Below are 22749 nucleotides of genomic sequence, written 5' to 3'. Positions count from 1 at the left end.
TCGTCATCGCAAAAGCCCTTCGTAGTGACGTTGTTGTAGCTGCGCATCAATCTGCTTGACGGTCTCCAGGCCAACGCCCACCATGATCAGGATCGAGGTGCCACCGAACGGGAAGTTCTGGTTGGCGTTGATCAGCACCAGTGCAACCAGCGGGATCAGCGCCACGAAGCCCAAGTACAGGGCTCCGGGGAGGGTAATCCTGGAGAGCACGTACTGCAGATAGTCAGCGGTCGGCTTACCCGCGCGGATACCCGGGATGAAGCCGCCGTACTTCTTCATGTTGTCCGAGACCTCTTCAGGGTTGAAGGTGATCGCGACATAGAAGTAGGTAAAGAACACGATCATGGCAAAGTACAGCACCATATAGATCGGCTGGTCACCGCGGACCAGGTTGTTGTTGATCCATTCAACCCACGGCTGGATCGGTTCACCTGCCCGGGGCTGGTTGAACTGCGAGATCAGGCCCGGCAGGTAGAGCATTGAGGAGGCGAAGATCACCGGGATAACGCCGGCCATGTTCACCTTGATGGGGATGTAGGTGCTGGTGCCGCCCACGGTGCGGCGGCCAATCATCCGCTTCGCGTACTGCACCGGGACCCTGCGCTGCGACTGCTCAACGAAGACAACCAGTGCCACTGTGAGCAGGCCGACTGCCAGGACGATGAAGAACGTCCCGGGACCCTGCGCGCTCCAGATGGCGCCGAGGGAGGTGGGGAACGTAGCGGCGATGGACGTGAAGATGAGCAGGGACATGCCGTTGCCCACGCCCTTTTCGGTCACGAGCTCGCCCATCCACATGATCAGGCCGGTGCCGGCCGTCAGGGTGATGATGAGCAGGATGGTGGTTATGACGCTGCTGTCAGGAATGATCGGCAGGTTACAGCCCGGAAGCAGCTGCCCGGAGCGCGCAAGGGATACCAGCGTGGTGGCATTGAGCAGGCCCAGCGCGATGGTGAGGTACCGGGTGTACTGGGTCAGTTTGGACTGGCCCGACGCGCCCTCTTCGTAGAGCTGCTGGAACCGGGGAATGACCACCCGGAGCAGCTGGACGATGATGCTGGCCGTGATGTACGGCATGATGCCCAGCGCGAAGATGGACACCTGGAGCAACGCGCCGCCGCTGAACAGGTTAACGAGCTGGTACAGCCCCTCTGCCGTCTGACCGTTCTGCAAGCATTGCTGGACATTCTGGTAGTTCACACCAGGCGAGGGAATGAAAGCACCCAAGCGGAAAATGGTGATGATTCCCAGCGTGAACAACAACTTGCGTCGCAGATCAGGCGTGCGAAAGGCCCGGCCAAATGCGCTAAGCAAGCGTCCTCCTGTGGTGTGAAGAGTGGTGTGATGGGGATCTATGAATCCCGACAACCGAGTCTAACGGGTGTATGCGCCCTGCGAACAATCCGCGATGGCACCGCTGCGCCGGATGGCGGCGAAAAAACGGCGGGCGGATGGAAAAAAACTCCCGGCCCCGGGGCGGTAGCCCCAGGACCGGGAGTTCAACAACGGACTTGGCGCCCACCGGCTCTAGAGAGCGGTGGTGCTTCCGCCTGCTGCGGCAATCTTTTCAGCGGCGCTGGCCGAGAATGCGTGGGCGGTGACGTCAACCTTGACGGTGATGTCGCCGGTGCCCAGCACCTTGACGGGCTGGTTCTTGCGAACGGCACCTTTTTCGACCAGGTTCTCCACGGTAACTGCGCCACCTTCGGGGAACAGCTCGTTGAGCTTGTCCAGGTTTACAACCTGGAACTCAACGCGGAACGGGTTCTTGAAGCCGCGCAGCTTCGGCAGGCGCATGTGCAGCGGCAGCTGGCCGCCGGCAAAGCCAGCCTTGATCTGGTAACGGGCTGCAGTACCCTTCGTGCCACGGCCAGCGGTCTTACCCTTGGAACCTTCACCACGACCAACACGGGTCTTGGCGGTCTTGGCACCCGGGGCGGGACGCAGGTGGTGAACCTTCAGGGCGTTCTGCTTCTCAGCAGCCTGTGCCTTATCAGCAGTGTTCTCTGCCATTTACTTCGCCTCCTCTACCTTTACCAGGTGCGGAACCGTGTTGAGCATCCCAACGGTCACGGCATCGGCGGTGCGGACAACAGTCTGTCCGATACGCTTCAGGCCGAGGGACCGCAGGGTGTCGCGCTGGTTCTGCTTGCCGCCAATGGCGGACTTGATCTGAGTGATCTCCAACTGGGCGTCGGAGGGAACCAGGTTCTTAGCCATAACTAGGCACCTGCCTTCGTGTTCAGAAGGGCCTTCACCAGTGCCGGCGGAGCAATCTCGTCGAGGGGCAGGCCGCGGCGTGCTGCCACTGCTGCCGGCTCTTCGAGGCGCTTCAGGGCATCAACGGTCGCGTGAACGATGTTGATGGCGTTTGAGGAACCGAGCGACTTGGAGAGGATGTCGTGGATACCCACGCACTCCAGTACTGCACGGACCGGGCCACCGGCGATAACACCGGTACCGGCGGAAGCCGGACGCAGCATTACGACGCCGGCAGCAGCCTCACCCTGAACGCGGTGCGGGATGGTGCTGCCAACGCGGGGAACGCGGAAGAAGGACTTCTTAGCTTCTTCAACGCCCTTCGCGATTGCGGCAGGAACTTCCTTAGCCTTGCCGTAGCCAACGCCGACCATGCCGTTACCGTCACCGACGACGACCAGGGCGGTGAAGCTGAAGCGACGACCACCCTTGACCACCTTGGAAACGCGGTTGATGGTGACGACGCGCTCTACGAACTGGCTCTTCTCGGCTTCACGGCCGCCGTCGCGGCCGCCACGGCCACCACGGTCGCCGCGGCCCTGGCCACGGTCGCCACGCTCGCCGCGACGAGCGCCGCCACGGCGGTCGTCGGCAGCTGCGGGGGCAGTGGTCTCAGCGGCAGCTGTGGCTTCAGTAGCCTTCTGATCTGCAGACACAGTGTCCTTTTCCTTGTTTGCTTCCGTCACAGTGACAGCCCACCTTCACGTGCACCGTCAGCGACGGCGGCGATCCGGCCGTGGTACTTGTTACCACCGCGGTCGAAGACAACAGCTTCGATACCGGCAGCCTTGGCACGCTCGGCAACCAGTTCGCCAACGCGCTTGGCCTTGGCGGTCTTGTCGCCGTCGAATGCACGAAGGTCGGCTTCCAGAGTGGAGGCGCTCGCTACGGTCAGGCCCTTGGTGTCATCGACAACCTGGACGAATACGTGGCGTGCTGAACGGTTGACGACCAGACGCGGACGTACAGCCGTACCGGAGATGCGCTTACGGATACGAAGCTGGCGGCGGCTGCGCGAAGCAGACTTGCTCTTGTTCGTACGCTTCTTGTTAATTGAGATGGCCATGGTTACTTACCAGCCTTTCCGACCTTGCGGCGGATGACTTCGCCGGCGTAACGGATGCCCTTGCCCTTATAGGGGTCCGGCTTCCGCAGCTTGCGAATGTTGGCAGCAACCTCGCCGACCTGCTGCTTGTTGATACCTGAAACAGAGAGCTTGGTCGGGGTCTCAACTGCAAAGGTGATGCCGTCCGGGGCGGTGACGCTGACCGGGTGGCTGTAACCAAGAGCGAACTCCAGGTCGGATCCCTTGGCCTGAACGCGGTAACCGGTACCAACGATTTCAAGCTTCTTCTCGTAGCCCTTGGTAACGCCCTCGATCATGTTGGAGATCAGGGTGCGGGTCAGGCCGTGGAGTGAACGGGAGGCGCGCTCGTCGTTCGGGCGGGCGACGGTCAGGGTATCTGCATCCAGGCTTACCTCGATCGGGCTGGCCACAGTGTGGTTCAGCTCGCCCTTGGTGCCCTTGACGCTGACGACAGAGCCGTCAACCTTGACCTCAACGCCGGCAGGAACGGTGATGGGGAGACGTCCAATACGTGACATTATTCTCTTCCTTTCCCGTTACCAGACGTACGCGAGGACTTCGCCGCCCACGCCCTTCTTGCCGGCCTGCTTGTCAGTCAGGAGGCCGGAAGAGGTGGACAGGATTGCGACACCCAGGCCACCGAGCACGTGCGGCAGGTTGGTGGACTTTGCGTAAACACGCAGGCCCGGCTTGGAGATACGGCGAACACCAGCGATGGAACGCTCGCGGTTCGGTCCGAACTTGAGCTCGATGGTCAGCTTCTTGCCAACCTCAGCGTCCTCTTCCTTCCAGCCGGCAATGAAGCCTTCAGCCTTGAGGATGTCGGCAACGCGTGCCTTGAGCTTGCTGTACGGCATGGTCACGGTGTCGTGGTATGCCGAGTTTGCATTGCGCAGACGCGTAAGCATGTCTGCGACAGGATCTGTCATTGTCATGGTGGGCTCGTGCCCTTCCTCGTAACGGTTTCCGCGGTGCTGCTTTCCTGACCGGAGTCAGAAGCCATGCCGCCGGACCTTTTACGTAGTTAGATTAGTCTTCGGCCTTGAACGGGAAACCAAGCGCCTTGAGCAGCGCACGGCCTTCGTCATCGGTCTTGGCAGTGGTAACAACCGTGATGTCCATACCGCGGACGCGGTCGATCTTGTCCTGGTCGATTTCGTGGAACATAACCTGCTCGGTCAGACCGAAGGTGTAGTTGCCGTTGCCATCGAACTGCTTGCCGGAGAGTCCACGGAAGTCGCGGATACGGGGCAGTGCCAGGGTGACAAGGCGATCCAGGAATTCCCACATGCGGTCGCCACGCAGGGTAGCGTGTGCACCGATGGGCATGCCTTCGCGCAGCTTGAACTGTGCGATCGACTTGCGGGCCTTGGTTACCTGCGGCTTCTGGCCGGTGATCTGGGTGAGGTCGCGGACAGCGCCGTCGATCAGCTTGGAGTCCTTGGCGGCATCTCCAACACCCATGTTCACAACGACCTTCACGAGGCGGGGAACCTGGTTGACGTTCTGGTACTTGAATTCCTCAATGAGCGTGCTCTTGATGGATTCGGCGTACTTGGTCTTCAGACGAGGAACGATCTTCGTTGCCGGAGTCTCGAGAGTCTCAGTCATTAGATGTCCTTCCCTGAGCTCTTGGCCACGCGGATGCGGACTTCGCGCTTCTTGCCGTTACGCTCAACGGTTTCAGTGCGGAAGCCAACGCGGGTGGGCTTCTTGGTGGACGGGTCAACCAGAGCCACGTTGGAGATGTGGATCGGGGCTTCAACAACCTCGATGCCACCGGTCTTGGTGCCGCGCTGCGACTGACCGACCTTGGTGTGCTTGGTTACGCGGTTGATGCCTTCAACCAACACGCGGTTGGTGTCAGTGAAGACGCGCAGAACCTTGCCCTGCTTGCCGCGGTCGCCGCCGCGCTCAGCCTTGGCGCCAGTGATGACCTGAACGAGGTCACCCTTCTTGATCTTTGCAGCCATGGACTAGAGCACCTCCGGAGCCAGAGAAACGATCTTCATGAACTTCTTGTCACGGAGTTCACGACCAACCGGTCCGAAGATACGGGTACCGCGGGGGTCACCGTCGCCCTTCAGGATCACAGCTGCGTTCTCGTCAAACTTGATGTAGGAACCATCCGCACGGCGGCGTTCCTTCTTGGTACGGACGATGACTGCCTTGACAACATCGCCCTTCTTTACGTTGCCGCCCGGGATTGCATCCTTGACGGTGGCGACAATGACGTCACCGATGCCTGCGTAGCGACGGCCAGATCCACCGAGAACGCGAATGGTAAGGATTTCCTTAGCACCCGTGTTGTCGGCGACCTTGAGTCGCGACTCCTGCTGAATCACTATTTACTCCTTGCGTCGCGCCGGTTCTCAGACCGAAAATCTTCCTACGGAATGAGCCTTGCGGAACGGTTGATCGGGGTGTCTCTTGACCTGCCTGGATTTTGCCAGACCAGGCCTAAACTCCCGTGCCAGAAGCAGTTGCTCCCATCCGGTCCAGGACTGCTCCTGGGCGCAAGGGGGCACTATGCCGTGGCACGCTTGTTTACGAGGTTGATGACGGCGCACGAAAGGCGCCATACAAACTCAATATCCTAGCACAGTTCGGGCCAGTCCCCATATCACCGGCAGCCCTCCCCCGCAACAACCCCAAGCCTCGTTACCTCCCCTGCAGCACCCCCGATGGCGTCAGGCACGCTGCGTCCTGGCCCACCCGGGTTCCGTGGCCCGCGGACCCGCCCCGCCGCCGTCGGACGCTCTCTCACTTAAAGGCCCTTTTCCGCCGACGCTCTATCACTTTTGTACGAAAGGTGAGAGAGCGATCGGGAAAAGCCGACGTCAGGTGAGAGAGCGTCCGGGGAGGGAACGACGGCGTCACGCACGGCAGCCTTTCGGCGCGCCACAGGCGACGCTCGCCCGCAAAGAAGCGGCGCCGCCGTCGTGCCTTCAGCAAGAGCCTGCCCGGCGTGACGGACCCTGGACGACATCCCGACTACGCACTCCCCCGGTTAACGCGGAAACCCCCGCTCCCAAAGGGAGCAGGGGTTTCCGGTTACCGAAGCAGCAGGTGCTACTTGGCCTTCTCGAGGATTTCCACGAGCCGCCAGTTCTTGGTGGCGGACAGCGGACGGGTCTCGGCGATGACAACCAGGTCGCCGATGCCGGCGGTGTTGTTCTCATCGTGTGCCTTGACCTTGGAGGTACGGCGGATGACCTTGCCATACAGTGCGTGCTTCACGCGGTCCTCAACCTGGACAACGATGGTCTTTTCCATCTTGTCAGAGACCACGTAGCCGCGACGCGTCTTGCGGTAACCGCGCTGCTCAGCCGTGGCTGCGGTAGCAGTTTCCGTCACGTTCTCGTCCTTTTCACTCACTTGGCATCCTCCTCGGTCTCAACCGTTTCAGCCTTGGGGGCTTCAGCCTTGGGGGCCTTCTTGGTTGCTGCCTTCTTGGACTTCTTTTCTTCCTTGGCTTCCACAACCGGTGCGGCAACCTCGGCACGAATGCCCAGCTCGCGCTCACGGAGAACGGTGTAGATGCGGGCGATGTCCTTCTTTACCGCGCGCAGACGACCGTGGTTCTCCAGCTGTCCGGTGGCGGACTGGAAACGCAGGTTGAACAGCTCTTCCTTGGCCTTGCGGAGTTCTTCAACGAGACGCTCGTTGTCGAAACCGTCCAGCTGTGCGGGAGCCAGATCCTTGGATCCTACTGCCATTTCTATTCACCACCTTCGCGACGCAGAATGCGTGCCTTCAACGGGAGCTTGTGGATTGCCAGGCGCAGTGCCTCGCGGGCTACCGATTCCTCGACACCGGAGATCTCGAAGAGAACCCGGCCCGGCTTGACGTTTGCGACCCACCATTCCGGTGAACCCTTACCGGAACCCATGCGGGTTTCGGCAGGCTTCTTGGTCAGGGGACGGTCCGGGTAAATGTTGATCCAGACCTTACCGCCACGCTTGATGTGGCGGGTCATCGCGATACGGGCAGACTCGATCTGACGGTTGGTGACGTATGCCGGGCTCAGGGCCTGGATGCCGTACTCACCGAAGGAGACCTTGGTGCCGCCCGTAGCAGCGCCGGAACGACCCGGGTGGTGCTGCTTACGGTGCTTGACTCGACGTGGGATAAGCATTTAAGCCTGTCCTCCTTCTACAGCTGCAGCAGGTGCAGCCTCAGCTGCCGGCGCCTCGGCAGCAGGAGCTGCGTCAGCGGCCGGGCGGTCGTTGCGACGGCGGCGGTCACCACGGTCAGCGCCACCCGGGCGGCCCGGACGGTCGCTGGGACCGCGGCCACGGGACGGGGCGGAAGCGGCCTGCTGGGCCAGTTCCTTGGCGGTGACGTCACCCTTGTAGATCCAGACCTTCACACCGATGCGGCCGAAGGTGGTCTTGGCTTCGTAGAAGCCGTAGTCGATGTTCGCACGGAGGGTGTGCAGGGGCACACGGCCTTCGCGGTAGAACTCCGAGCGGGACATTTCAGCGCCACCCAGTCGACCCGAGCAGGCGATACGGATGCCCTTGGCACCTGCACGCTGCGCGGACTGCATGGCCTTCTTCATGGCGCGGCGGAATGCCACACGTGAAGTCAGCTGCTCAGCAACGCCCTGGGCAACAAGCTGTGCTTCCATCTCGGGGTTCTTGACCTCGAGGATGTTCAGCTGGACCTGCTTGCCGGTGAGCTTTTCGAGCTCGCCGCGGATGCGGTCTGCTTCTGCTCCGCGGCGGCCGATGACGATGCCGGGACGGGCCGTGTGGATGTCCACGCGGACGCGGTCACGGGTGCGCTCGATCTCAACCTTGGCGATACCGGCGCGCTCCATGCCCGTGGACATGAGCTGGCGGATGCGGATGTCTTCGCGAACGAAGTCCTTGTACCGCTGGCCGGCCTTGGTGCTGTCAGCGAACCAGTGCGATACGTGATCGGTGGTGATGCCGAGTCGGAACCCGTGCGGGTTTACTTTCTGTCCCACTTAGCGAGCCTCCTCTTTCTCCGGGGTAGCGACTACCACGGTGATGTGGCTGGTGCGCTTCTTGATCTGAAATGCGCGACCCTGGGCACGCGGCTGGAACCGCTTCATGGTCGGGCCTTCATCAACAAACGCTTCGCTGATGATGAGGTCACCTTCGTCAAACGCAACGCCGTCGCGGTCCGCGAGGACCCGGGCGTTGGAGATTGCCGACTGTACTACCTTGAATACCGGCTCTGAAGCTGCCTGGGGGGCAAACTTCAGAATTGCCAGAGCCTCATTCGCTTGCAATCCACGAACAAGGTTGACGACGCGCCGGGCCTTCATAGGCGTTACGCGGATGTGGCGCGCAATTGCCTTGGCTTCCATTGCTTTCCTTCTCTCGTCTTTGACGTAAGTGCAGGCGCCTAGCGGCGCTTGCCCTTACGGTCGTCCTTGACATGGCCGCGGAATGTCCGCGTGGGAGCGAATTCGCCGAGCTTGTGCCCGACCATCGACTCAGTGACAAACACCGGGATGTGCTTGCGTCCGTCGTGTACGGCGATCGTGTGTCCGAGCATGTCGGGGATGATCATCGAACGGCGGGACCAGGTCTTGATGACGTTCTTGGTGCCCTTTTCGTTTTCCCTGGCTACCTTCACAAAGAGGTGCTGGTCGACGAAAGGACCTTTTTTCAGGCTGCGTGGCATGTGTCCAGGCTCCTATCGCTTGTTCTTGCCAGTACGACGGCGACGAACAATAAGCTTGTCGCTCTCTTTGTTGGGGCGGCGGGTGCGGCCTTCCCGCTGACCGTTGGGGTTGACGGGGTTACGTCCACCGGACGTCTTACCCTCACCACCACCGTGCGGGTGGTCAACCGGGTTCATGGCGACACCACGGACGGTCGGGCGGACGCCCTTCCAGCGCATGCGGCCGGCCTTGCCCCAGTTGATGTTCGACTGCTCGGCGTTGCCGACCTCGCCGACGGTTGCGCGGCAGCGCACGTCAACGTTGCGGATTTCGCCGGAAGGCAGACGCAGCTGGGCGAAACGGCCTTCCTTTGCAACGAGCTGGATCGATGCGCCGGCGGAGCGGCCCATCTTGGCGCCGCCACCCGGACGCAGTTCAACTGCGTGGATAACGGTACCCACGGGGATGTTGCGCAGGGGCAGGTTGTTGCCAGGCTTGATGTCAGCGTTGGCGCCGGCCTCTACGAAGTCACCCTGGGACAGCTTGTTCGGGGCGATGATGTAACGCTTGGTGCCATCAACGTAGTGCAGGAGGGCGATGCGAGCCGTACGGTTCGGATCGTACTCAATTTCAGCAACGCGGGCGTCCACGCCGTCCTTGTCGTGGCGACGGAAGTCGATCAGACGGTACTGGCGCTTGTGTCCGCCACCCTTGTGACGGGTGGTGATCTTACCGGTGTTGTTACGGCCGCCCTTCTTGGGCAGCGGACGTACCAACGACTTTTCCGGCGTCGACCGCGTGATTTCGGTGAAGTCCGCTACGCTCGAGCCACGACGGCCCGGGGTAGTCGGCTTGTATTTACGGATTCCCATAATTTATTTCCTCGTTAAAGTGGTCTCCGCTACGAGAGCGGACCGCCGAAGATGTCGATGGTGCCTTCTTTGAGGGTGACAATCGCACGCTTGGTGTTCTTGCGGGTACCCCATCCGAATTTGGTGCGCTTGCGCTTACCGGCACGGTTGATGGTGTTGATCGAGTCGACCTTGACGGAGAAGATTTTCTCCACGGCCAGCTTGATCTCGGTCTTGTTCGAACGGGGGTCCACCAGGAAGGTGTACTTGCCCTCGTCGATCAGGCCGTAGCTCTTTTCCGACACGACGGGTGCAAGCACGACGTCGCGGGGATCCTTGATGGTGGCTGCACTCACTTGGCATCCTCCTCGTTCTTTGCCACTGCCTTGCCGGCAACGAATGCGTCGTAGGCAGCCTTGGTGAAGACAACGTCATCGGAGACGAGAACGTCGTAGGTGTTCAGCTGGTCTGCGTACAGAACGTGAACACCGGCGAGGTTGCGCACGGACAGTGCGGCAACATCGTTGGCGCGCTCGATGACGACCAGCAGGTTCTTGCGGTCGGAAACGCCGCGCAGCGCTGCCAGTGCGGCCTTGGCGGAGGGCTTAGTGCCTTCAACCAGTTCGGCGACAACGTGGATGCGTCCGTTGCGCGCCCGGTCAGACAGTGCGCCGCGCAATGCAGCAGCAATCATCTTCTTGGGGGTGCGCTGGCTGTAGTCACGCGGGGTGGGACCGTGGACAACGCCACCACCGGTCATGTGAGGAGCACGGATGGAACCCTGACGGGCGCGGCCGGTGCCCTTCTGCTTGAACGGCTTGCGTCCTGCACCGGAAACTTCAGCGCGGGTCTTGGTCTTGTGGGTACCCTGGCGAGCAGCAGCGAGCTGGGCAACGACAACCTGGTGCAGCAGCGGCACGTTGGTCTGAACGTCGAAGATCTCTGCAGGCAGGTCAACCTGGACAGTGTTAGCCATTGAACTAGGCTCCCTTCACGGCGGTGCGTACGAGGACGACCTGGCCGCGGGCGCCGGGGACGGCACCCTTGATAAGGAGCAGCGACTTCTCGACGTCAACCGCGTGGACCGTGAGGTTCAGCGTGGTGTGACGAACGGCGCCCATGCGGCCGGCCATTTTCATGCCCTTGAAGACGCGGCTCGGGGTGGATGCGCCACCGATTGAACCGGGCTTACGGTGGTTCTTGTGGGCACCGTGGGAAGCTCCAACGCCGTGGAAGCCGTGACGCTTCATAACACCGGCGAAGCCCTTACCCTTGGTGGTGCCGATGACGTCGATCTTCTGGCCGGCTTCGAAGACCTCTACGGAGAGCTCCTGGCCCAGCTCGTACTCAGCAGCATCTGCGGTACGGAGTTCGACGACGTGGCGGCGAGGCGTGACGCCTGCCTTTTCAAAGTGACCAGCCAGCGGCTTGGTGACCTTGCGGGGATCGATCTGGCCGTAGCCGATCTGAACGGCGACGTAGCCATCAGCTTCTGCGTTGCGCAGCTGGGTGATGACGTTCGAATCTGCCTGGACCACAGTGACGGGGATGAGCTTGTTGTTCTCGTCCCAGACCTGGGTCATGCCGAGCTTCGTGCCCAGCAGGCCCTTTACGTTACGGGTTGCGGTCATAGTCTCTCAGCACCTCCCTACAGCTTGATTTCGATGTTCACGTCAGCCGGCAGGTCGAGACGCATAAGCGAGTCAACAGCCTTCGGCGTGGGATCGATGATGTCGATAAGACGCTTGTGCGTGCGCATTTCAAAGTGCTCGCGGCTGTCCTTGTACTTGTGCGGAGAGCGGATCACGCAGTACACGTTCTTCTCCGTAGGCAGCGGCACGGGGCCCACTACCGTTGCGCCTGCGCGCGTGACCGTCTCAACGATCTTCCGTGCTGAAACGTCAATGACCTCGTGGTCGTATGACTTCAGCCGGATGCGGATTTTTTGTCCCGCCATGTCGCCTGACTCTCTTTCAGTCTGTGCTTCCCCTGGTTAGGGCTGCCCTGTTCATTTCTCGTTGTATGGCTGCCGAAGCATTTGAAGTCGTAACTACCACCCGCCGCACAAACTGAATCCGGATGAATCCGGGTTCCTCACCTTGCCGGCGTAACCGACCCCCGCGGTCGGGCGTGTCGCGCTTTTCACGCATACAAATCCGCTATCCATGGGGAGTGGGTTATGTTTGGTCTTCTACTTGGACCCTGACACCCGGCATTATCCGGATCGGGACACGAAGAAGCGCTTGAACAACTCATCTAGTATGCCGGAATTTATGGCCAGAAGCGAATCGGTCCCTTCTGGAACGTCCTGCCCATTGCCCTGCCAGCACCATTGCCCACGGACATTTCCGAATGGATGATAGGGGAATGACTCTGGAAAGCACCGAATCGGCGACCGAACTGGCGAACCGCATGCCGCCGTCGTTCACCCTGGGGGTTGCGGCAGCGGCCTTCCAGATTGAAGGAGCACTGACCGACGGCGGCCGCGGCCCCTCGGGCTGGGACGCCTTCGCCGAGAAGCCCGGGACCATCATGGACGGACACTCCCCCGCCGTGGCGTGCGACCACTACAACAGGCTGCCGGAGGACGTTGCGCTGCTCCAGGACCTCGGCGTGGACTCCTACCGCTTTTCGCTGTCCTGGCCGCGGATCCAGCCCGACGGGCGGGGGGCCTTCAACAAGGAGGGCCTGGACTTCTACGACCGGCTGCTCGATCAGCTCCTCGCAGCCGGGGTCTCCCCCATGGCCACTCTCTACCATTGGGATACGCCGCTGCCGCTGGAACACCGCGGCGGCTGGCTGAACCGCGAGACCGCCGAGCGCTTTGGCGAATACGCCAGTGCGGCGGGCGAGCGTTTCGGGGACCGCGTTGCGCAGTGGGTCACGCTGAATGAACCGGTCTCCGTTACCCTGAACGGCTATGCCCTGGGCGTCCATGCTCCCGGGCATGCGCTGATGTTCGATGCCCTCCCCTCCATCCACCACCAGCTGCTGGCACACGGACTGGGCGCGCAGGCCCTGCGCGCCGCCGGGGTGTCCGGCGGTATCGGCGTCACCAACCTGCATGCCCCCGTCCGGCCGGCAAGCCGAAAAATCGGCGACCGGCTGGTGGCGCACCTCTATGACCTGCTCATGAACAGAATCTATGCAGATCCGGTGCTCCTGGGCCGGTACCCTGCCCTCCCCCTGTATGCCAAACCCTGGCTTCGGTCCATCGGGAAAATCTCCGACGCCGACCTGCGCACCATCCACCAGCCCCTGGATTTCTACGGCCTTAACTACTATTTCCCGGTGAAGGTAGCGCTCGGTCGAGGGTCTGCGTCAATTCCCGCGGATGTGCATAAAGCCGTGGCAAGGCTGCCCTTCCATGAGGTGGGCTATCCGGAATACAGCAGCACCGGGTTCGGGTGGCCGGTGGCCCCGGACCATCTGGGCGTCCTGCTGAAGGAACTTCACGACCGCTACGGCCAGGCACTCCCCCCGGTCTACATCACCGAGGGCGGCGCCAGCTTCCCGGAACCGGATACGGTCTCGGGAACCCTGGCGGACGAGGAACGGGTTACTTACCTGGCGACGCATCTGGGCGCTGCCCTTGACGCCACAGCTCCCGGCGGGATCGCCGCCGGCGTGGACCTGCGCGGCTACTACGTGTGGACCCTGATGGACAACTTCGAATGGGCAGCAGGCTACTCCCAACGATTCGGGTTAATCCATGTTGACTTTGAGACACAGGAGAGGACCCCAAAACAGTCCTTCTACTGGTACCAGGCACTCAGCCGGGCGCGGAAAGCCAAGGGCGCGTAGCCCGTGTGTTCCAGCCTGCCGCGGTCGTGGCTAAGGGTTTTTGTTTGCCCGGTTGATCCGCTTGGCGCGGTCGATCTCGTTGCGGAAGTGCTTCTTGGCCCAGAACACACCCGCGACGACGGCAACTGCGATGATCAGGAAAATAAGCCAGCCCATGATGAACTCCTTTCGGTCCAGCAACAGTATCAGGGACGCATTAACCAAAAAGAACAGCCCCGCTGCAGTAGCAGCGGGGCTGTTCTTCAGTTCAACAAGAATTACTTGATGATCTTGGTAACGCGTCCTGAACCAACGGTGCGGCCGCCTTCGCGGATTGCGAAGCCGAGGCCCTCTTCCATTGCGATCGGCTGGATGAGCGCAACGGTCATCTCAGTGTTGTCGCCAGGCATAACCATTTCCGTGCCCTCGGGCAGGGTGATAACGCCGGTTACGTCCGTGGTACGGAAGTAGAACTGCGGGCGGTAGTTGGAGTAGAACGGGTTGTGACGTCCGCCTTCGTCCTTGGAGAGGATGTAGACGTTGGCCTCGAAGTCGGTGTGCGGGGTGATGGAACCCGGCTTGACGACAACCTGGCCACGCTCGACATCGTCGCGCTTCAGACCGCGGAGCAGGAGGCCACAGTTCTCGCCGGCCCATGCTTCGTCGAGCTGCTTGTGGAACATCTCGATACCGGTAACCGTGGTCTTCTGGACCGGGCGGATGCCGACGATCTCGACCTCGGAGTTGATGGCGAGGGTTCCACGCTCGGCGCGGCCCGTAACAACGGTGCCACGGCCGGTGATGGTGAAGACGTCCTCGATCGGCATCAGGAACGGCTTGTCGCGGTCGCGTACGGGGTCCGGAACGGACTCGTCGACAGCGGCCATCAGGTCCTCAACGGACTTGACCCACTCGGGGTCGCCTTCCAGGGCCTTGAGGCCGGAAACGCGAACCACGGGTGCTTCGTCGCCATCGAAGCCCTGCGAGCTCAGGAGCTCACGAACTTCCATTTCAACGAGGTCCAGCAGTTCCTCATCGTCAACCATGTCGGCCTTGTTCAGCGCGACCAGCAGGTAGGGAACACCAACCTGGCGGGCGAGCAGAACGTGCTCGCGGGTCTGAGCCATGGGGCCGTCAGTAGCGGCGACCACGAGGATAGCGCCGTCCATCTGGGCAGCACCGGTGATCATGTTCTTGATGTAGTCAGCGTGACCCGGGGCGTCTACGTGTGCGTAGTGGCGCTTTTCGGTCTGGTACTCCACGTGGGAGATGTTGATGGTAATGCCACGCTGACGCTCTTCGGGAGCAGAGTCGATTGACGCGAAGTCGCGCTTCTCGTTGAGATCCGGGTACTTGTCGTACAGCACCTTGGAAATCGCGGCCGTCAACGTCGTCTTACCGTGGTCAACGTGACCAATGGTGCCGATGTTAACGTGCGGCTTAGTCCGCTCGAACTTTGCCTTTGCCACAGGTTCCTCCTAGAACGTTTTCAAATGACATACCCTTCAGCCGCGCTTGTCGCGGCGGAAACTCAGGTAAGTCTACTTGGGGGGCTTTGGATTGGTGAAATTGCAGATTCAGGAACTAATACTAGTCTCTTGAGCCTGTTCGTGCAGACGGCCAAGCCAGCTTGGCCGGATGAATCCGACCGGCCTGGCCACCTGCACCGGCTGTGCTTTCCGGAATCGAAAAGCGCACCCGAGGTTGTTCGCTGCGAAGGTCCGAAAGGACTATTCGCCGCGGGTCTTCTGGATGATCTCGTCGGCAACTGCCTTCGGGACCTCTGCGTAGCTGTTGAACGTCATGGAGTACACGGCGCGGCCCTGGGTCTTCGAGCGCAGGTCACCGATGTAGCCGAACATGCCGGACAGCGGAACGTGCGCACGAATGACCTTGACGCCCTGTGCATCTTCCATGGACTGCATCTGGCCACGGCGGGAGTTGATGTCACCGATAACTTCACCCATGTATTCCTCAGGGGTGCGGACCTCGACATCCATCAGCGGTTCGAGCAGGACCGGGTTCGCCTTGCGTGCAGCTTCCTTGAAAGCCATACGGCCGGCGATCTTGAACGCCATTTCCGAGGAGTCAACATCGTGGTACGCGCCGTCAATCAGCGTGGCCTTGATGCCGACAACCGGGTAACCGGCCAGGACGCCGTCGTTCAGCGCATCCTGGATACCGGCGTCAACCGACGGGATGTACTCGCGGGGAACGCGGCCACCGGTGACCTTGTTCTCGAACTCGTACAGCTCGCCCTCGGCGGTGTCCAGCGGCTCGATCGCAATCTGGATCTTTGCGAACTGGCCCGAACCACCGGTCTGCTTCTTGTGCGTGTAGTCGTGACGCTCTACAGCACGCTTGATGGTCTCGCGGTAGGCAACCTGCGGCTTGCCAACGTTGGCCTCCACCTTGAATTCGCGGCGCATGCGGTCCACCAGGATGTCCAGGTGGAGCTCGCCCATGCCGGCGATGATGGTCTGGCCGGTGTCTTCGTTAAGGGACACCTGGAAGGTGGGGTCCTCAGCGGAGAGCTTCTGGATGGCCGTGGAGAGCTTCTCCTGGTCACCCTTGGTGTTGGGCTCGATGGCAACCGAGATCACGGGCTCGGGGAAGCTCATGGACTCCAGAACGATCTGGTTGGCGGAGTCGCACAGGGTGTCACCCGTTGTGGTGTCCTTCAGACCGATGGCTGCGTAGATGTGGCCGGCGGTAGCGCCCTCAACGGGCATTTCCTTGTTGGCGTGCATCTGGAACAGCTTGCCGATGCGCTCCTTCTTGCCCTTGGTGGAGTTGACCACCTGGGCGCCTGCTTCCACGTGACCGGAGTACACGCGGATGAAGGTGAGCTGGCCGAAGAACGGGTGCGCTGCAATCTTGAACGCGAGGGCCGAGAACGGCTCTTCCGAGGACGGCTTGCGGGTCAGTTCCTTTTCTTCGTCGCGAGGATCGTGACCGATCATCGGCGGGACGTCGAGCGGGTTCGGCAGGTAGTCCACGACCGCGTCGAGCATCGGCTGAACACCACGGTTCTTGAAGGCTGAACCACAGAAGATGGGGTAGAGCTCAGAGTTGATCGTCATCTTGCGGATGCCGGCCTTGAGCTCATCGATCGAGATCTCTTCGCCCTCAAGGTACTTGTCCATGAGCTCTTCGGAGGACTCTGCAACGGCCTCAACGAGGGCTGCACGGTACTCCTCGGCCTTTTCCTGGAGGTCAGCCGGGATCTCACGGATCTCGTACTTCGCACCCATGGTCACGTCACCCTTGGCATCGCCGGGCCACACGAGGGCACGCATGTAGAGGAGGTCTACTACGCCGATGAAGTCGTTCTCTGCACCAATGGGCAGCTGCATTACCAGCGGCTTGGCGCCCAGGCGGCTGATGATGGTGTCTACGGTGAAGTAGAAGTCAGCGCCCAGCTTGTCCATCTTGTTGACGAAGCAGATACGCGGAACGTTGTACTTGTCAGCCTGGCGCCATACGGTCTCGGACTGCGGCTCGACGCCTTCCTTGCCATCGAAGACGGCGACGGCACCATCGAGGACGCGCAGTGAGCGCTCAACCTCAACGGTGAAGTCAACGTGGCCGGGGGTGTCGATGATGTTGATCTGGTTGTTTTCCCAGAAGCAGGTCACGGCGGCAGACGTGATGGTGATGCCGCGTTCCTTTTCCTGTTCCATCCAGTCAGTGGTCGAAGCGCCGTCGTGCGTTTCGCCGATCTTGTGGTTCACACCCGTGTAGAACAGGATGCGCTCGGTTGTGGTGGTCTTGCCGGCATCAATGTGGGCCATGATGCCGATGTTGCGGACCTTACTAAGGTCGGTAAGCACGTCCTGTGCCACGGGGTCTCCTTTTGGGATTGACTACGCGTTCGCCGCCGGCTCGGTTGAGCCGGCGGCGCCCGGGAGTATTACCAGCGGTAGTGTGCGAAGGCCTTGTTGGACTCGGCCATCTTGTGGGTGTCTTCGCGACGCTTCACAGCGGCACCGAGACCGTTGGATGCATCCAGGATTTCGTTCTGGAGGCGCTCGGTCATCGTCTTTTCGCGGCGGGCCTTTGAGTAGCCAACCAGCCAGCGCAGCGCGAGGGCCGTGGAGCGGCCCGGCTTGACCTCAACCGGAACCTGGTAGGTGGCGCCACCGACGCGGCGTGAACGGACCTCGAGGGAAGGCTTGACGTTGTCCATGGCCTTCTTGAGGGCTGCTACGGGGTCGCCGCCGGACTTGGCGCGGGCGCCTTCGAGGGCACCATAGACGATGCGCTCTGCCGTGGACTTCTTGCCGTCAACGAGCACCTTGTTAATGAGCTGGGTGACCAGCGGGGAGCCGTAAACGGGATCTAGTACGAGCGGCCGCTTGGGGGCCGGACCCTTGCGAGGCATATTACTTCTTCTCCATCTTTGCGCCGTAGCGGCTGCGTGCCTGCTTACGGTTCTTGACACCCTGGGTATCGAGGGCGCCACGGACGATCTTGTAGCGGACGCCCGGGAGGTCCTTCACGCGACCACCGCGGACGAGCACAATGGAGTGCTCCTGCAGGTTGTGGCCAACACCGGGGATGTAGGCGGTAACTTCAATGCCACCGTTGAGGCGCACACGCGCCACCTTACGGAGAGCCGAGTTCGGCTTCTTCGGGGTGGTGGTGTAAACGCGGGTGCAGACACCGCGGCGCATGGGGCTGCCGTTAAGCGCGGGAGCCTTGGTCTTTTTGACCTTCGGCGTGCGGCCCTTGCGGACCAGCTGGTTAATCGTAGGCACTCTCGTGTTCTCCGTTTTATCCGGAGTGGCCGCTTCCAGCCACTCTCCTTTGCGTTGCCCCGCCGCCTGGGCCTTGAAGAAGGTCTCCATGGCGGCGAAGGCGAAGCCTTAATAGTCGGATCGCATACGTAGGGCATGACCTGACTCGCGTCTTCAATGGCCCCTAGGCATGCAAAAATGTGGCATACGTTGCACAAGAACCCTGCAAACCGGAAACGTCGCTCTGGCTCAGCCCTAAAGCTGGAACCGGCGCACTCATCCACTGCCACAATAACAATTGGTAACAAGTCTAGCATGGACGGCCCCTACCCCTTAATCGGCGGGGTTAAACGGGGATGGTCCCCCACCTTGCGGTGAAGGACCATCCTTGCGTCAGGCATTTCCGGTTTTAGCGGAAGTCGTTGCCCAGGTCGTAGTCATCCAGCGGGATGGCGTGGAACTCGGGGGCTCCGTCCCCACCCAGGGTGTCGTACGAGAAGTCACTGAACGCGCTGGGGCCGGTGAACAGGTTGGCCTTTGCTTCCTCAGTGGGCTCGACGGTGACCTCGGTGTAGCGCGGGAGGCCCGTGCCGGCCGGGATCAGCTTACCGATGATGACGTTTTCCTTGAGGCCGAGCAGCGGGTCGCTCTTGCCTTCCATGGCCGCCTGCGTCAGGACGCGGGTGGTCTCCTGGAAGGAAGCTGCGGACAGCCAGGACTCGGTTGCCAGGGACGCCTTGGTGATGCCCATGAGCTCGGGACGTCCGGAAGCCGGAGTCTTTCCCTCGGACACAACGCGGCGGTTGGCATCCTCGAAGCGGCTGCGCTCGGCGAGCTCGCCGGGCAGCAGGTCCGATTCGCCGGACTCGATGACCGTGACGCGGCGCAGCATCTGGCGGACGATAACCTCGACGTGCTTGTCGTGGATACCGATGCCCTGGCTCCGGTACACGCCCTGGACTTCGTCCACCAGGAACTTCTGTGCCGCACGCGGACCCATGATGCGCAGGACCTGCTTGGGATCCACCGGACCGTTGATCAGCTTCTGGCCGACGGTGACGTGGTCGCCGTCCTCGATCAGCAGGCGTGAACGGCGCAGGACCGGGTACGCGATCTCTTCGGTTCCGTCATCGGGGGTGATGACCAGGCGCATCTGGCGCTCGGACTCTTCGATGGTGATGCGGCCGGCTGCTTCAGCAATCGGTGCGACACCCTTCGGAGTACGGGCTTCGAAGAGCTCCTGGATACGGGGCAGACCCTGGGTGATGTCGTCGCCACCGCTGGCGGATACAGCACCACCGGTGTGGAACGTACGCATGGTCAGCTGGGTACCGGGCTCACCGATGGACTGTGCGGCGATGATGCCTACGGCCTCGCCGATGTCCACGGTCTTGCCGGTTGCCAGCGAACGGCCGTAGCACAGTGCGCAGGTTCCAACGCTGGACTCACAGGTGAGTACGGAACGGACCTTGACCTCGGTGATGCCTGCCTTGAACAGCTCATCGATCACCACGTCACCGCAGTCGGTGCCGGCGGCTGCGAGGACCTTGCCCTCGGAGTCAACGACGTCGACGGCGAGCGTACGTGCGTATGCACTGTTCTCGACGTTCTCGTCCAGGACCAGCTCACCGTTGGAATCGGCGACGGCGATGGGCGTGACCAGGCCACGCTCGGTGCCGCAGTCCTCTTCGCGGACGATGACATCCTGGGAGACGTCCACCAGGCGACGGGTCAGGTAACCCGAGTTGGCGGTACGCAGTGCGGTGTCAGCCAGGCCCTTACGGGCACCGTGCGTGGCGATGAAGTATTCCAGAACCGACAGGCCCTCGCGGTAGGAGGACTTGATGGGACGGGGAATAATTTCACCCTTCGGGTTGGCCACCAGGCCACGGATACCCGCGATCTGGCGGACCTGCATCCAGTTACCACGTGCACCGGAGGACACCATGCGGTTGATGGTGTTCATCGGAGACAGGCTGTCGCGCATTGCCTGGGCGATCTCGTTGGTTGCCTTGTTCCAGATCTCGATCAGTTCCTGGCGACGCTCGTCGTCGTCGATCAGGCCCTTGTCGTACTGGCCCTGGATCTTGGCGGCCCGCTCCTCGTAACCGGCGAGGATCGCCGGCTTCGCAGCCGGAACCTCGATGTCCGAGATGGCGACGGTGACGCCTGAACGCGTGGCCCAGTAGAAACCGGCATCCTTCAGGTTGTCCAGCGTTGCCGCGGTGACGACCTTCGGGTAGCGCTCGGCGAGGTCGTTGACGATGCGGGACAGTTCGCCCTTGTCGGCAACAGCCTCAACCCAGGGGTAGTCCTCGGGCAGGGTCTCGTTGAAGAGGACCTGGCCCAGGGAGGTCTGGACGAGCGCGGGCTGACCCTGCTCCCAGCCTTCCGGAGCTTCCCACCCGGCGTACGGCACGAAGCCTTCGAGGCGGATCTTGACCTGCGAGTTCAGGTGCAGCTCGCGGGCGTCGAACGCCATGATGGCTTCCGAGACCGAACCGAAGATGCGGCCTTCGCCAGCTGAACCCTTGCGCTTGGTGGTCAGGTGGTAGAGGCCGATGATCATATCCTGCGAAGGCAGGGTGACCGGACGTCCGTCAGAGGGCTTCAGGATGTTGTTCGAGGACAGCATCAGGATGCGGGCCTCAGCCTGGGCTTCGGGGCTCAGCGGCAGGTGGACTGCCATCTGGTCGCCGTCGAAGTCCGCGTTGAAGGCGCCACAAACCAGCGGGTGGAGCTGGATGGCCTTGCCTTCAACAAGCTGCGGCTCGAACGCCTGGATGCCGAGGCGGTGCAGGGTAGGTGCACGGTTGAGCAGCACCGGGTGTTCGGTGATGATCTCTTCCAGCACGTCCCAGACCTGCGGACGGTAACGCTCAACCATGCGCTTTGCCGACTTGATGTTCTGGGCGTGGTTGAGGTCAACCAGGCGCTTCATCACGAACGGCTTGAAGAGCTCCAGGGCCATCTGCTTGGGCAGGCCGCACTGGTGCAGCTTCAGCTGCGGGCCGACGACGATGACCGAACGGCCGGAGTAGTCCACGCGCTTGCCGAGCAGGTTCTGGCGGAAACGGCCCTGCTTGCCCTTGAGCATGTCGCTCAGGGACTTCAGCGGACGGTTGCCCGGTCCGGTGACCGGACGGCCGCGGCGGCCGTTGTCGAAGAGGCTGTCAACAGCTTCCTGAAGCATGCGCTTCTCGTTGTTGACGATGATCTCCGGAGCGCCCAGGTCAAGCAGGCGCTTAAGGCGGTTGTTGCGGTTGATCACGCGGCGGTACAGGTCGTTGAGGTCGGAGGTCGCAAAGCGGCCACCGTCCAGCTGGACCATGGGGCGCAGTTCCGGCGGGATCACCGGGACGGCGTCGAGGACCATGCCAAGCGGGCTGTTGTTGGTGGTCAGGAACGCGTTGACCACCTTCAGGCGCTTGAGGGCACGGGTTTTGCGCTGGCCCTTGCCGTTGGCGATGATGTCGCGCAGCAGGTCCGACTCGGCCTGCATGTCGAAGCCTTCAAGACGCTTCTTGATGGCTTCGGCACCCATGGAGCCTTCGAAGTACATGCCGTAGCGGTCGCGCAGCTCGCGGTACAGGCCTTCGTCACCTTCGAGGTCGGCGACCTTGAGGTTCTTGAAGCGGTCCCAGACCTGCTCGAGGCGCTCGATGTCGGCGTCGGCACGCTTACGCACGTTGGCCATCTGGCGGTCGGCGGAGTCGCGGGCCTTCTTCTTGTCGGCAGCCTTTGCACCTTCACCCTCAAGGCGCGCAATTTCGCCTTCGAGGTCACGGGCGATCGCCGCGATGTCGGAGTCGCGGTTGTCGATCAGCTGCTTCTTCTCGATGTCGTGCTCAACCTGCAGGTTGGGCAGTTCCTCGTGGCGGGCAGCTTCGTCGACGCTGGTGATCATGTAGGCAGCGAAGTAGATGACCTTTTCGAGGTCCTTCGGTGCCAGGTCAAGGAGGTAGCCCAGACGTGAGGGAACACCCTTGAAGTACCAGATGTGCGTGACGGGAGCGGCCAGCTCGATGTGGCCCATGCGCTCACGGCGGACCTTGGCGCGGGTGACCTCGACGCCACAACGCTCACAAATGATGCCCTTGAAGCGCACGCGCTTGTACTTGCCGCAGTAGCATTCCCAGTCCCGTGAAGGGCCGAAGATCTTCTCGCAGAAGAGGCCGTCCTTCTCGGGCTTGAGCGTGCGGTAGTTGATGGTTTCCGGCTTCTTAACCTCGCCGTAAGACCAGCCGCGGATGTCTTCCGCGGTGGCGAGGCCGATCTGCATGAGGCCGAAGGAGGATTCGCTGGACATATGGTCCCTGTTCTCTCTTGTTCTCTAAATTCTGAAGTCTTGGGTGCGGGATGAGGGAAGGAGGACGACGGCGGACGCTC

The 22749-nt window shown here is 61.7% G+C and carries 28 protein-coding genes; 1 reads left to right on the top strand and 27 read right to left on the bottom strand.

Annotation, left to right across the window (positions count from 1 at the left end):
- Nucleotides 1–3: 3 nt before the first annotated feature.
- The 21 genes from secY to rpsJ all read right to left on the bottom strand — a co-directional run bounded on the left by secY (nucleotide 4) and on the right by rpsJ (nucleotide 11795).
- On the bottom strand, nucleotides 4–1314 hold the full coding sequence (gene secY / locus IEX43_RS06720; protein ID WP_188809611.1) for a preprotein translocase subunit SecY: 1311 nt from the start codon (nucleotides 1312–1314) through the stop codon (nucleotides 4–6).
- A gap of 213 nt (nucleotides 1315–1527) precedes the next feature.
- Nucleotides 1528–2013 carry a 50S ribosomal protein L15 gene (gene rplO, locus IEX43_RS06715; protein WP_066277850.1) on the bottom strand — a complete coding sequence of 162 codons (486 nt, stop codon included), beginning with the start codon at nucleotides 2011–2013 and terminating at the stop codon, nucleotides 1528–1530.
- The gene (gene rpmD, locus IEX43_RS06710; RefSeq protein WP_066277852.1) at nucleotides 2014–2220 is read right to left on the bottom strand and encodes a 50S ribosomal protein L30; all 207 of its coding nucleotides are present in this window, start codon (nucleotides 2218–2220) and stop codon (nucleotides 2014–2016) included.
- A 2-nt stretch (nucleotides 2221–2222) separates the two neighbouring features.
- The gene (rpsE, locus tag IEX43_RS06705; RefSeq protein ID WP_066277854.1) at nucleotides 2223–2945 is read right to left on the bottom strand and encodes a 30S ribosomal protein S5; all 723 of its coding nucleotides are present in this window, start codon (nucleotides 2943–2945) and stop codon (nucleotides 2223–2225) included.
- Nucleotides 2942–3325, bottom strand: coding sequence for a 50S ribosomal protein L18 (gene rplR / locus IEX43_RS06700; protein ID WP_079596676.1), 384 nt, complete (start codon nucleotides 3323–3325; stop codon nucleotides 2942–2944). Before rplR ends, rpsE begins: the two co-directional genes overlap by 4 nt.
- Nucleotides 3326–3327: 2 nt before the next feature.
- On the bottom strand, nucleotides 3328–3864 hold the full coding sequence (gene rplF, locus IEX43_RS06695) for a 50S ribosomal protein L6 (RefSeq protein ID WP_066277860.1): 537 nt from the start codon (nucleotides 3862–3864) through the stop codon (nucleotides 3328–3330).
- A gap of 18 nt (nucleotides 3865–3882) precedes the next feature.
- Nucleotides 3883–4281 carry a 30S ribosomal protein S8 gene (gene rpsH / locus IEX43_RS06690; RefSeq protein ID WP_041652213.1) on the bottom strand — a complete coding sequence of 133 codons (399 nt, stop codon included), beginning with the start codon at nucleotides 4279–4281 and terminating at the stop codon, nucleotides 3883–3885.
- 94 nt (nucleotides 4282–4375) lie between these two features.
- Entirely contained in the window at nucleotides 4376–4957 is a 582-nt protein-coding gene (gene rplE / locus IEX43_RS06685; RefSeq protein WP_102975105.1) for a 50S ribosomal protein L5, read from the bottom strand.
- Nucleotides 4957–5319 (bottom strand): 50S ribosomal protein L24, encoded by a 363-nt coding sequence (gene rplX, locus IEX43_RS06680; RefSeq protein ID WP_188809610.1) that lies wholly within the window; start codon nucleotides 5317–5319, stop codon nucleotides 4957–4959. The genes rplE and rplX overlap by 1 nt, the downstream gene beginning before the upstream one ends.
- Nucleotides 5320–5322: 3 nt before the next feature.
- On the bottom strand, nucleotides 5323–5691 hold the full coding sequence (gene rplN, locus IEX43_RS06675) for a 50S ribosomal protein L14 (RefSeq protein WP_009358299.1): 369 nt from the start codon (nucleotides 5689–5691) through the stop codon (nucleotides 5323–5325).
- A gap of 727 nt (nucleotides 5692–6418) precedes the next feature.
- The gene (rpsQ, locus tag IEX43_RS06670) at nucleotides 6419–6724 is read right to left on the bottom strand and encodes a 30S ribosomal protein S17 (protein ID WP_013601827.1); all 306 of its coding nucleotides are present in this window, start codon (nucleotides 6722–6724) and stop codon (nucleotides 6419–6421) included.
- Nucleotides 6721–7065: a 50S ribosomal protein L29 gene (gene rpmC / locus IEX43_RS20500; protein WP_066277868.1), complete on the bottom strand. Its 345-nt coding sequence runs from the start codon at nucleotides 7063–7065 to the stop codon at nucleotides 6721–6723. The genes rpsQ and rpmC overlap by 4 nt, the downstream gene beginning before the upstream one ends.
- Nucleotides 7066–7067: 2 nt before the next feature.
- Nucleotides 7068–7484, bottom strand: coding sequence for a 50S ribosomal protein L16 (rplP, locus tag IEX43_RS06660; protein WP_013601829.1), 417 nt, complete (start codon nucleotides 7482–7484; stop codon nucleotides 7068–7070).
- Nucleotides 7485–8321 (bottom strand): 30S ribosomal protein S3, encoded by an 837-nt coding sequence (gene rpsC / locus IEX43_RS06655; protein WP_104184333.1) that lies wholly within the window; start codon nucleotides 8319–8321, stop codon nucleotides 7485–7487.
- The gene (gene rplV / locus IEX43_RS06650; RefSeq protein WP_009358304.1) at nucleotides 8322–8687 is read right to left on the bottom strand and encodes a 50S ribosomal protein L22; all 366 of its coding nucleotides are present in this window, start codon (nucleotides 8685–8687) and stop codon (nucleotides 8322–8324) included.
- Between the two features lie 38 nt (nucleotides 8688–8725).
- Nucleotides 8726–9007: a 30S ribosomal protein S19 gene (gene rpsS, locus IEX43_RS06645; RefSeq protein ID WP_003803803.1), complete on the bottom strand. Its 282-nt coding sequence runs from the start codon at nucleotides 9005–9007 to the stop codon at nucleotides 8726–8728.
- Between the two features lie 12 nt (nucleotides 9008–9019).
- The gene (rplB, locus tag IEX43_RS06640) at nucleotides 9020–9859 is read right to left on the bottom strand and encodes a 50S ribosomal protein L2 (protein WP_066277871.1); all 840 of its coding nucleotides are present in this window, start codon (nucleotides 9857–9859) and stop codon (nucleotides 9020–9022) included.
- Nucleotides 9860–9888: 29 nt separating this feature from the next.
- A complete protein-coding gene (rplW, locus tag IEX43_RS06635) occupies nucleotides 9889–10194 on the bottom strand; it encodes a 50S ribosomal protein L23 (protein WP_102975110.1) in 306 nt (101 codons plus the stop codon).
- Entirely contained in the window at nucleotides 10191–10814 is a 624-nt protein-coding gene (gene rplD, locus IEX43_RS06630) for a 50S ribosomal protein L4 (protein WP_066277873.1), read from the bottom strand. The genes rplW and rplD overlap by 4 nt, the downstream gene beginning before the upstream one ends.
- 4 nt (nucleotides 10815–10818) lie before the next feature.
- Nucleotides 10819–11469: a 50S ribosomal protein L3 gene (rplC, locus tag IEX43_RS06625; RefSeq protein WP_013601833.1), complete on the bottom strand. Its 651-nt coding sequence runs from the start codon at nucleotides 11467–11469 to the stop codon at nucleotides 10819–10821.
- Between the two features lie 17 nt (nucleotides 11470–11486).
- The gene (gene rpsJ / locus IEX43_RS06620) at nucleotides 11487–11795 is read right to left on the bottom strand and encodes a 30S ribosomal protein S10 (RefSeq protein WP_003803825.1); all 309 of its coding nucleotides are present in this window, start codon (nucleotides 11793–11795) and stop codon (nucleotides 11487–11489) included.
- Between the two features lie 410 nt (nucleotides 11796–12205).
- Here rpsJ and IEX43_RS06615 point away from each other — a divergent pair, with 410 nt between their 5' ends.
- On the top strand, nucleotides 12206–13642 hold the full coding sequence (locus IEX43_RS06615) for a GH1 family beta-glucosidase (protein ID WP_188809609.1): 1437 nt from the start codon (nucleotides 12206–12208) through the stop codon (nucleotides 13640–13642).
- Nucleotides 13643–13672: 30 nt separating this feature from the next.
- Here IEX43_RS06615 and IEX43_RS20440 read toward each other — a convergent pair whose 3' ends face one another.
- The 6 genes from IEX43_RS20440 to IEX43_RS06590 all read right to left on the bottom strand — a co-directional run bounded on the left by IEX43_RS20440 (nucleotide 13673) and on the right by IEX43_RS06590 (nucleotide 22669).
- Complete coding sequence (locus IEX43_RS20440) at nucleotides 13673–13798, bottom strand: hypothetical protein (RefSeq protein WP_268238365.1); 126 nt, start codon at nucleotides 13796–13798, stop codon at nucleotides 13673–13675.
- Nucleotides 13799–13899: 101 nt separating this feature from the next.
- A complete protein-coding gene (tuf, locus tag IEX43_RS06610; protein ID WP_056334246.1) occupies nucleotides 13900–15090 on the bottom strand; it encodes an elongation factor Tu in 1191 nt (396 codons plus the stop codon).
- A gap of 261 nt (nucleotides 15091–15351) precedes the next feature.
- A complete protein-coding gene (fusA, locus tag IEX43_RS06605; protein ID WP_188809608.1) occupies nucleotides 15352–17466 on the bottom strand; it encodes an elongation factor G in 2115 nt (704 codons plus the stop codon).
- A 68-nt stretch (nucleotides 17467–17534) separates the two neighbouring features.
- Entirely contained in the window at nucleotides 17535–18005 is a 471-nt protein-coding gene (gene rpsG / locus IEX43_RS06600; protein WP_026531948.1) for a 30S ribosomal protein S7, read from the bottom strand.
- Between the two features lies 1 nt (nucleotide 18006).
- The gene (rpsL, locus tag IEX43_RS06595) at nucleotides 18007–18381 is read right to left on the bottom strand and encodes a 30S ribosomal protein S12 (protein WP_018773658.1); all 375 of its coding nucleotides are present in this window, start codon (nucleotides 18379–18381) and stop codon (nucleotides 18007–18009) included.
- Nucleotides 18382–18769: 388 nt separating this feature from the next.
- On the bottom strand, nucleotides 18770–22669 hold the full coding sequence (locus IEX43_RS06590; protein ID WP_066277879.1) for a DNA-directed RNA polymerase subunit beta': 3900 nt from the start codon (nucleotides 22667–22669) through the stop codon (nucleotides 18770–18772).
- Between the last annotated feature and the right edge of the window lie 80 nt (nucleotides 22670–22749).

The sequence above is a fragment of the Pseudarthrobacter polychromogenes genome (assembly GCF_014644495.1).
In the GTDB taxonomy this organism is placed as follows: Bacteria; Actinomycetota; Actinomycetes; order Actinomycetales; family Micrococcaceae; genus Arthrobacter; species Arthrobacter polychromogenes.
Note: the sequence above shows the minus strand (reverse complement) of the source record. Positions and strands in the feature narration are given on the sequence as shown.

Excerpts from the sequence above, each read along its gene's own strand:
- IEX43_RS06590 (WP_066277879.1), bottom strand. The coding sequence starts at position 22,669 with ATGTCCAGCGAATCCTCCTTCGGCCTCATGCAGATCGGCCTCGCCACC.
- rplC (WP_013601833.1), bottom strand. The coding sequence starts at position 11,469 with ATGACCGCAACCCGTAACGTAAAGGGCCTGCTGGGCACGAAGCTCGGC.
- rpsS (WP_003803803.1), bottom strand. The coding sequence starts at position 9,007 with ATGCCACGCAGCCTGAAAAAAGGTCCTTTCGTCGACCAGCACCTCTTT.
- rplV (WP_009358304.1), bottom strand. The coding sequence starts at position 8,687 with ATGGAAGCCAAGGCAATTGCGCGCCACATCCGCGTAACGCCTATGAAG.
- rpsJ (WP_003803825.1), bottom strand. The coding sequence starts at position 11,795 with ATGGCGGGACAAAAAATCCGCATCCGGCTGAAGTCATACGACCACGAG.
- rplF (WP_066277860.1), bottom strand. The coding sequence starts at position 3,864 with ATGTCACGTATTGGACGTCTCCCCATCACCGTTCCTGCCGGCGTTGAG.
- rpsG (WP_026531948.1), bottom strand. The coding sequence starts at position 18,005 with ATGCCTCGCAAGGGTCCGGCCCCCAAGCGGCCGCTCGTACTAGATCCC.
- rpsH (WP_041652213.1), bottom strand. The coding sequence starts at position 4,281 with ATGACAATGACAGATCCTGTCGCAGACATGCTTACGCGTCTGCGCAAT.
- rplR (WP_079596676.1), bottom strand. The coding sequence starts at position 3,325 with ATGGCCATCTCAATTAACAAGAAGCGTACGAACAAGAGCAAGTCTGCT.
- rplO (WP_066277850.1), bottom strand. The coding sequence starts at position 2,013 with ATGGCAGAGAACACTGCTGATAAGGCACAGGCTGCTGAGAAGCAGAAC.
- rpmD (WP_066277852.1), bottom strand. The coding sequence starts at position 2,220 with ATGGCTAAGAACCTGGTTCCCTCCGACGCCCAGTTGGAGATCACTCAG.
- rplP (WP_013601829.1), bottom strand. The coding sequence starts at position 7,484 with ATGCTTATCCCACGTCGAGTCAAGCACCGTAAGCAGCACCACCCGGGT.
- IEX43_RS20440 (WP_268238365.1), bottom strand. The coding sequence starts at position 13,798 with ATGGGCTGGCTTATTTTCCTGATCATCGCAGTTGCCGTCGTCGCGGGT.
- rplB (WP_066277871.1), bottom strand. The coding sequence starts at position 9,859 with ATGGGAATCCGTAAATACAAGCCGACTACCCCGGGCCGTCGTGGCTCG.
- rplD (WP_066277873.1), bottom strand. The coding sequence starts at position 10,814 with ATGGCTAACACTGTCCAGGTTGACCTGCCTGCAGAGATCTTCGACGTT.
- IEX43_RS06615 (WP_188809609.1), top strand. The coding sequence starts at position 12,206 with ATGACTCTGGAAAGCACCGAATCGGCGACCGAACTGGCGAACCGCATG.
- rplX (WP_188809610.1), bottom strand. The coding sequence starts at position 5,319 with ATGGCTGCAAAGATCAAGAAGGGTGACCTCGTTCAGGTCATCACTGGC.
- rplE (WP_102975105.1), bottom strand. The coding sequence starts at position 4,957 with ATGACTGAGACTCTCGAGACTCCGGCAACGAAGATCGTTCCTCGTCTG.
- rpmC (WP_066277868.1), bottom strand. The coding sequence starts at position 7,065 with ATGGCAGTAGGATCCAAGGATCTGGCTCCCGCACAGCTGGACGGTTTC.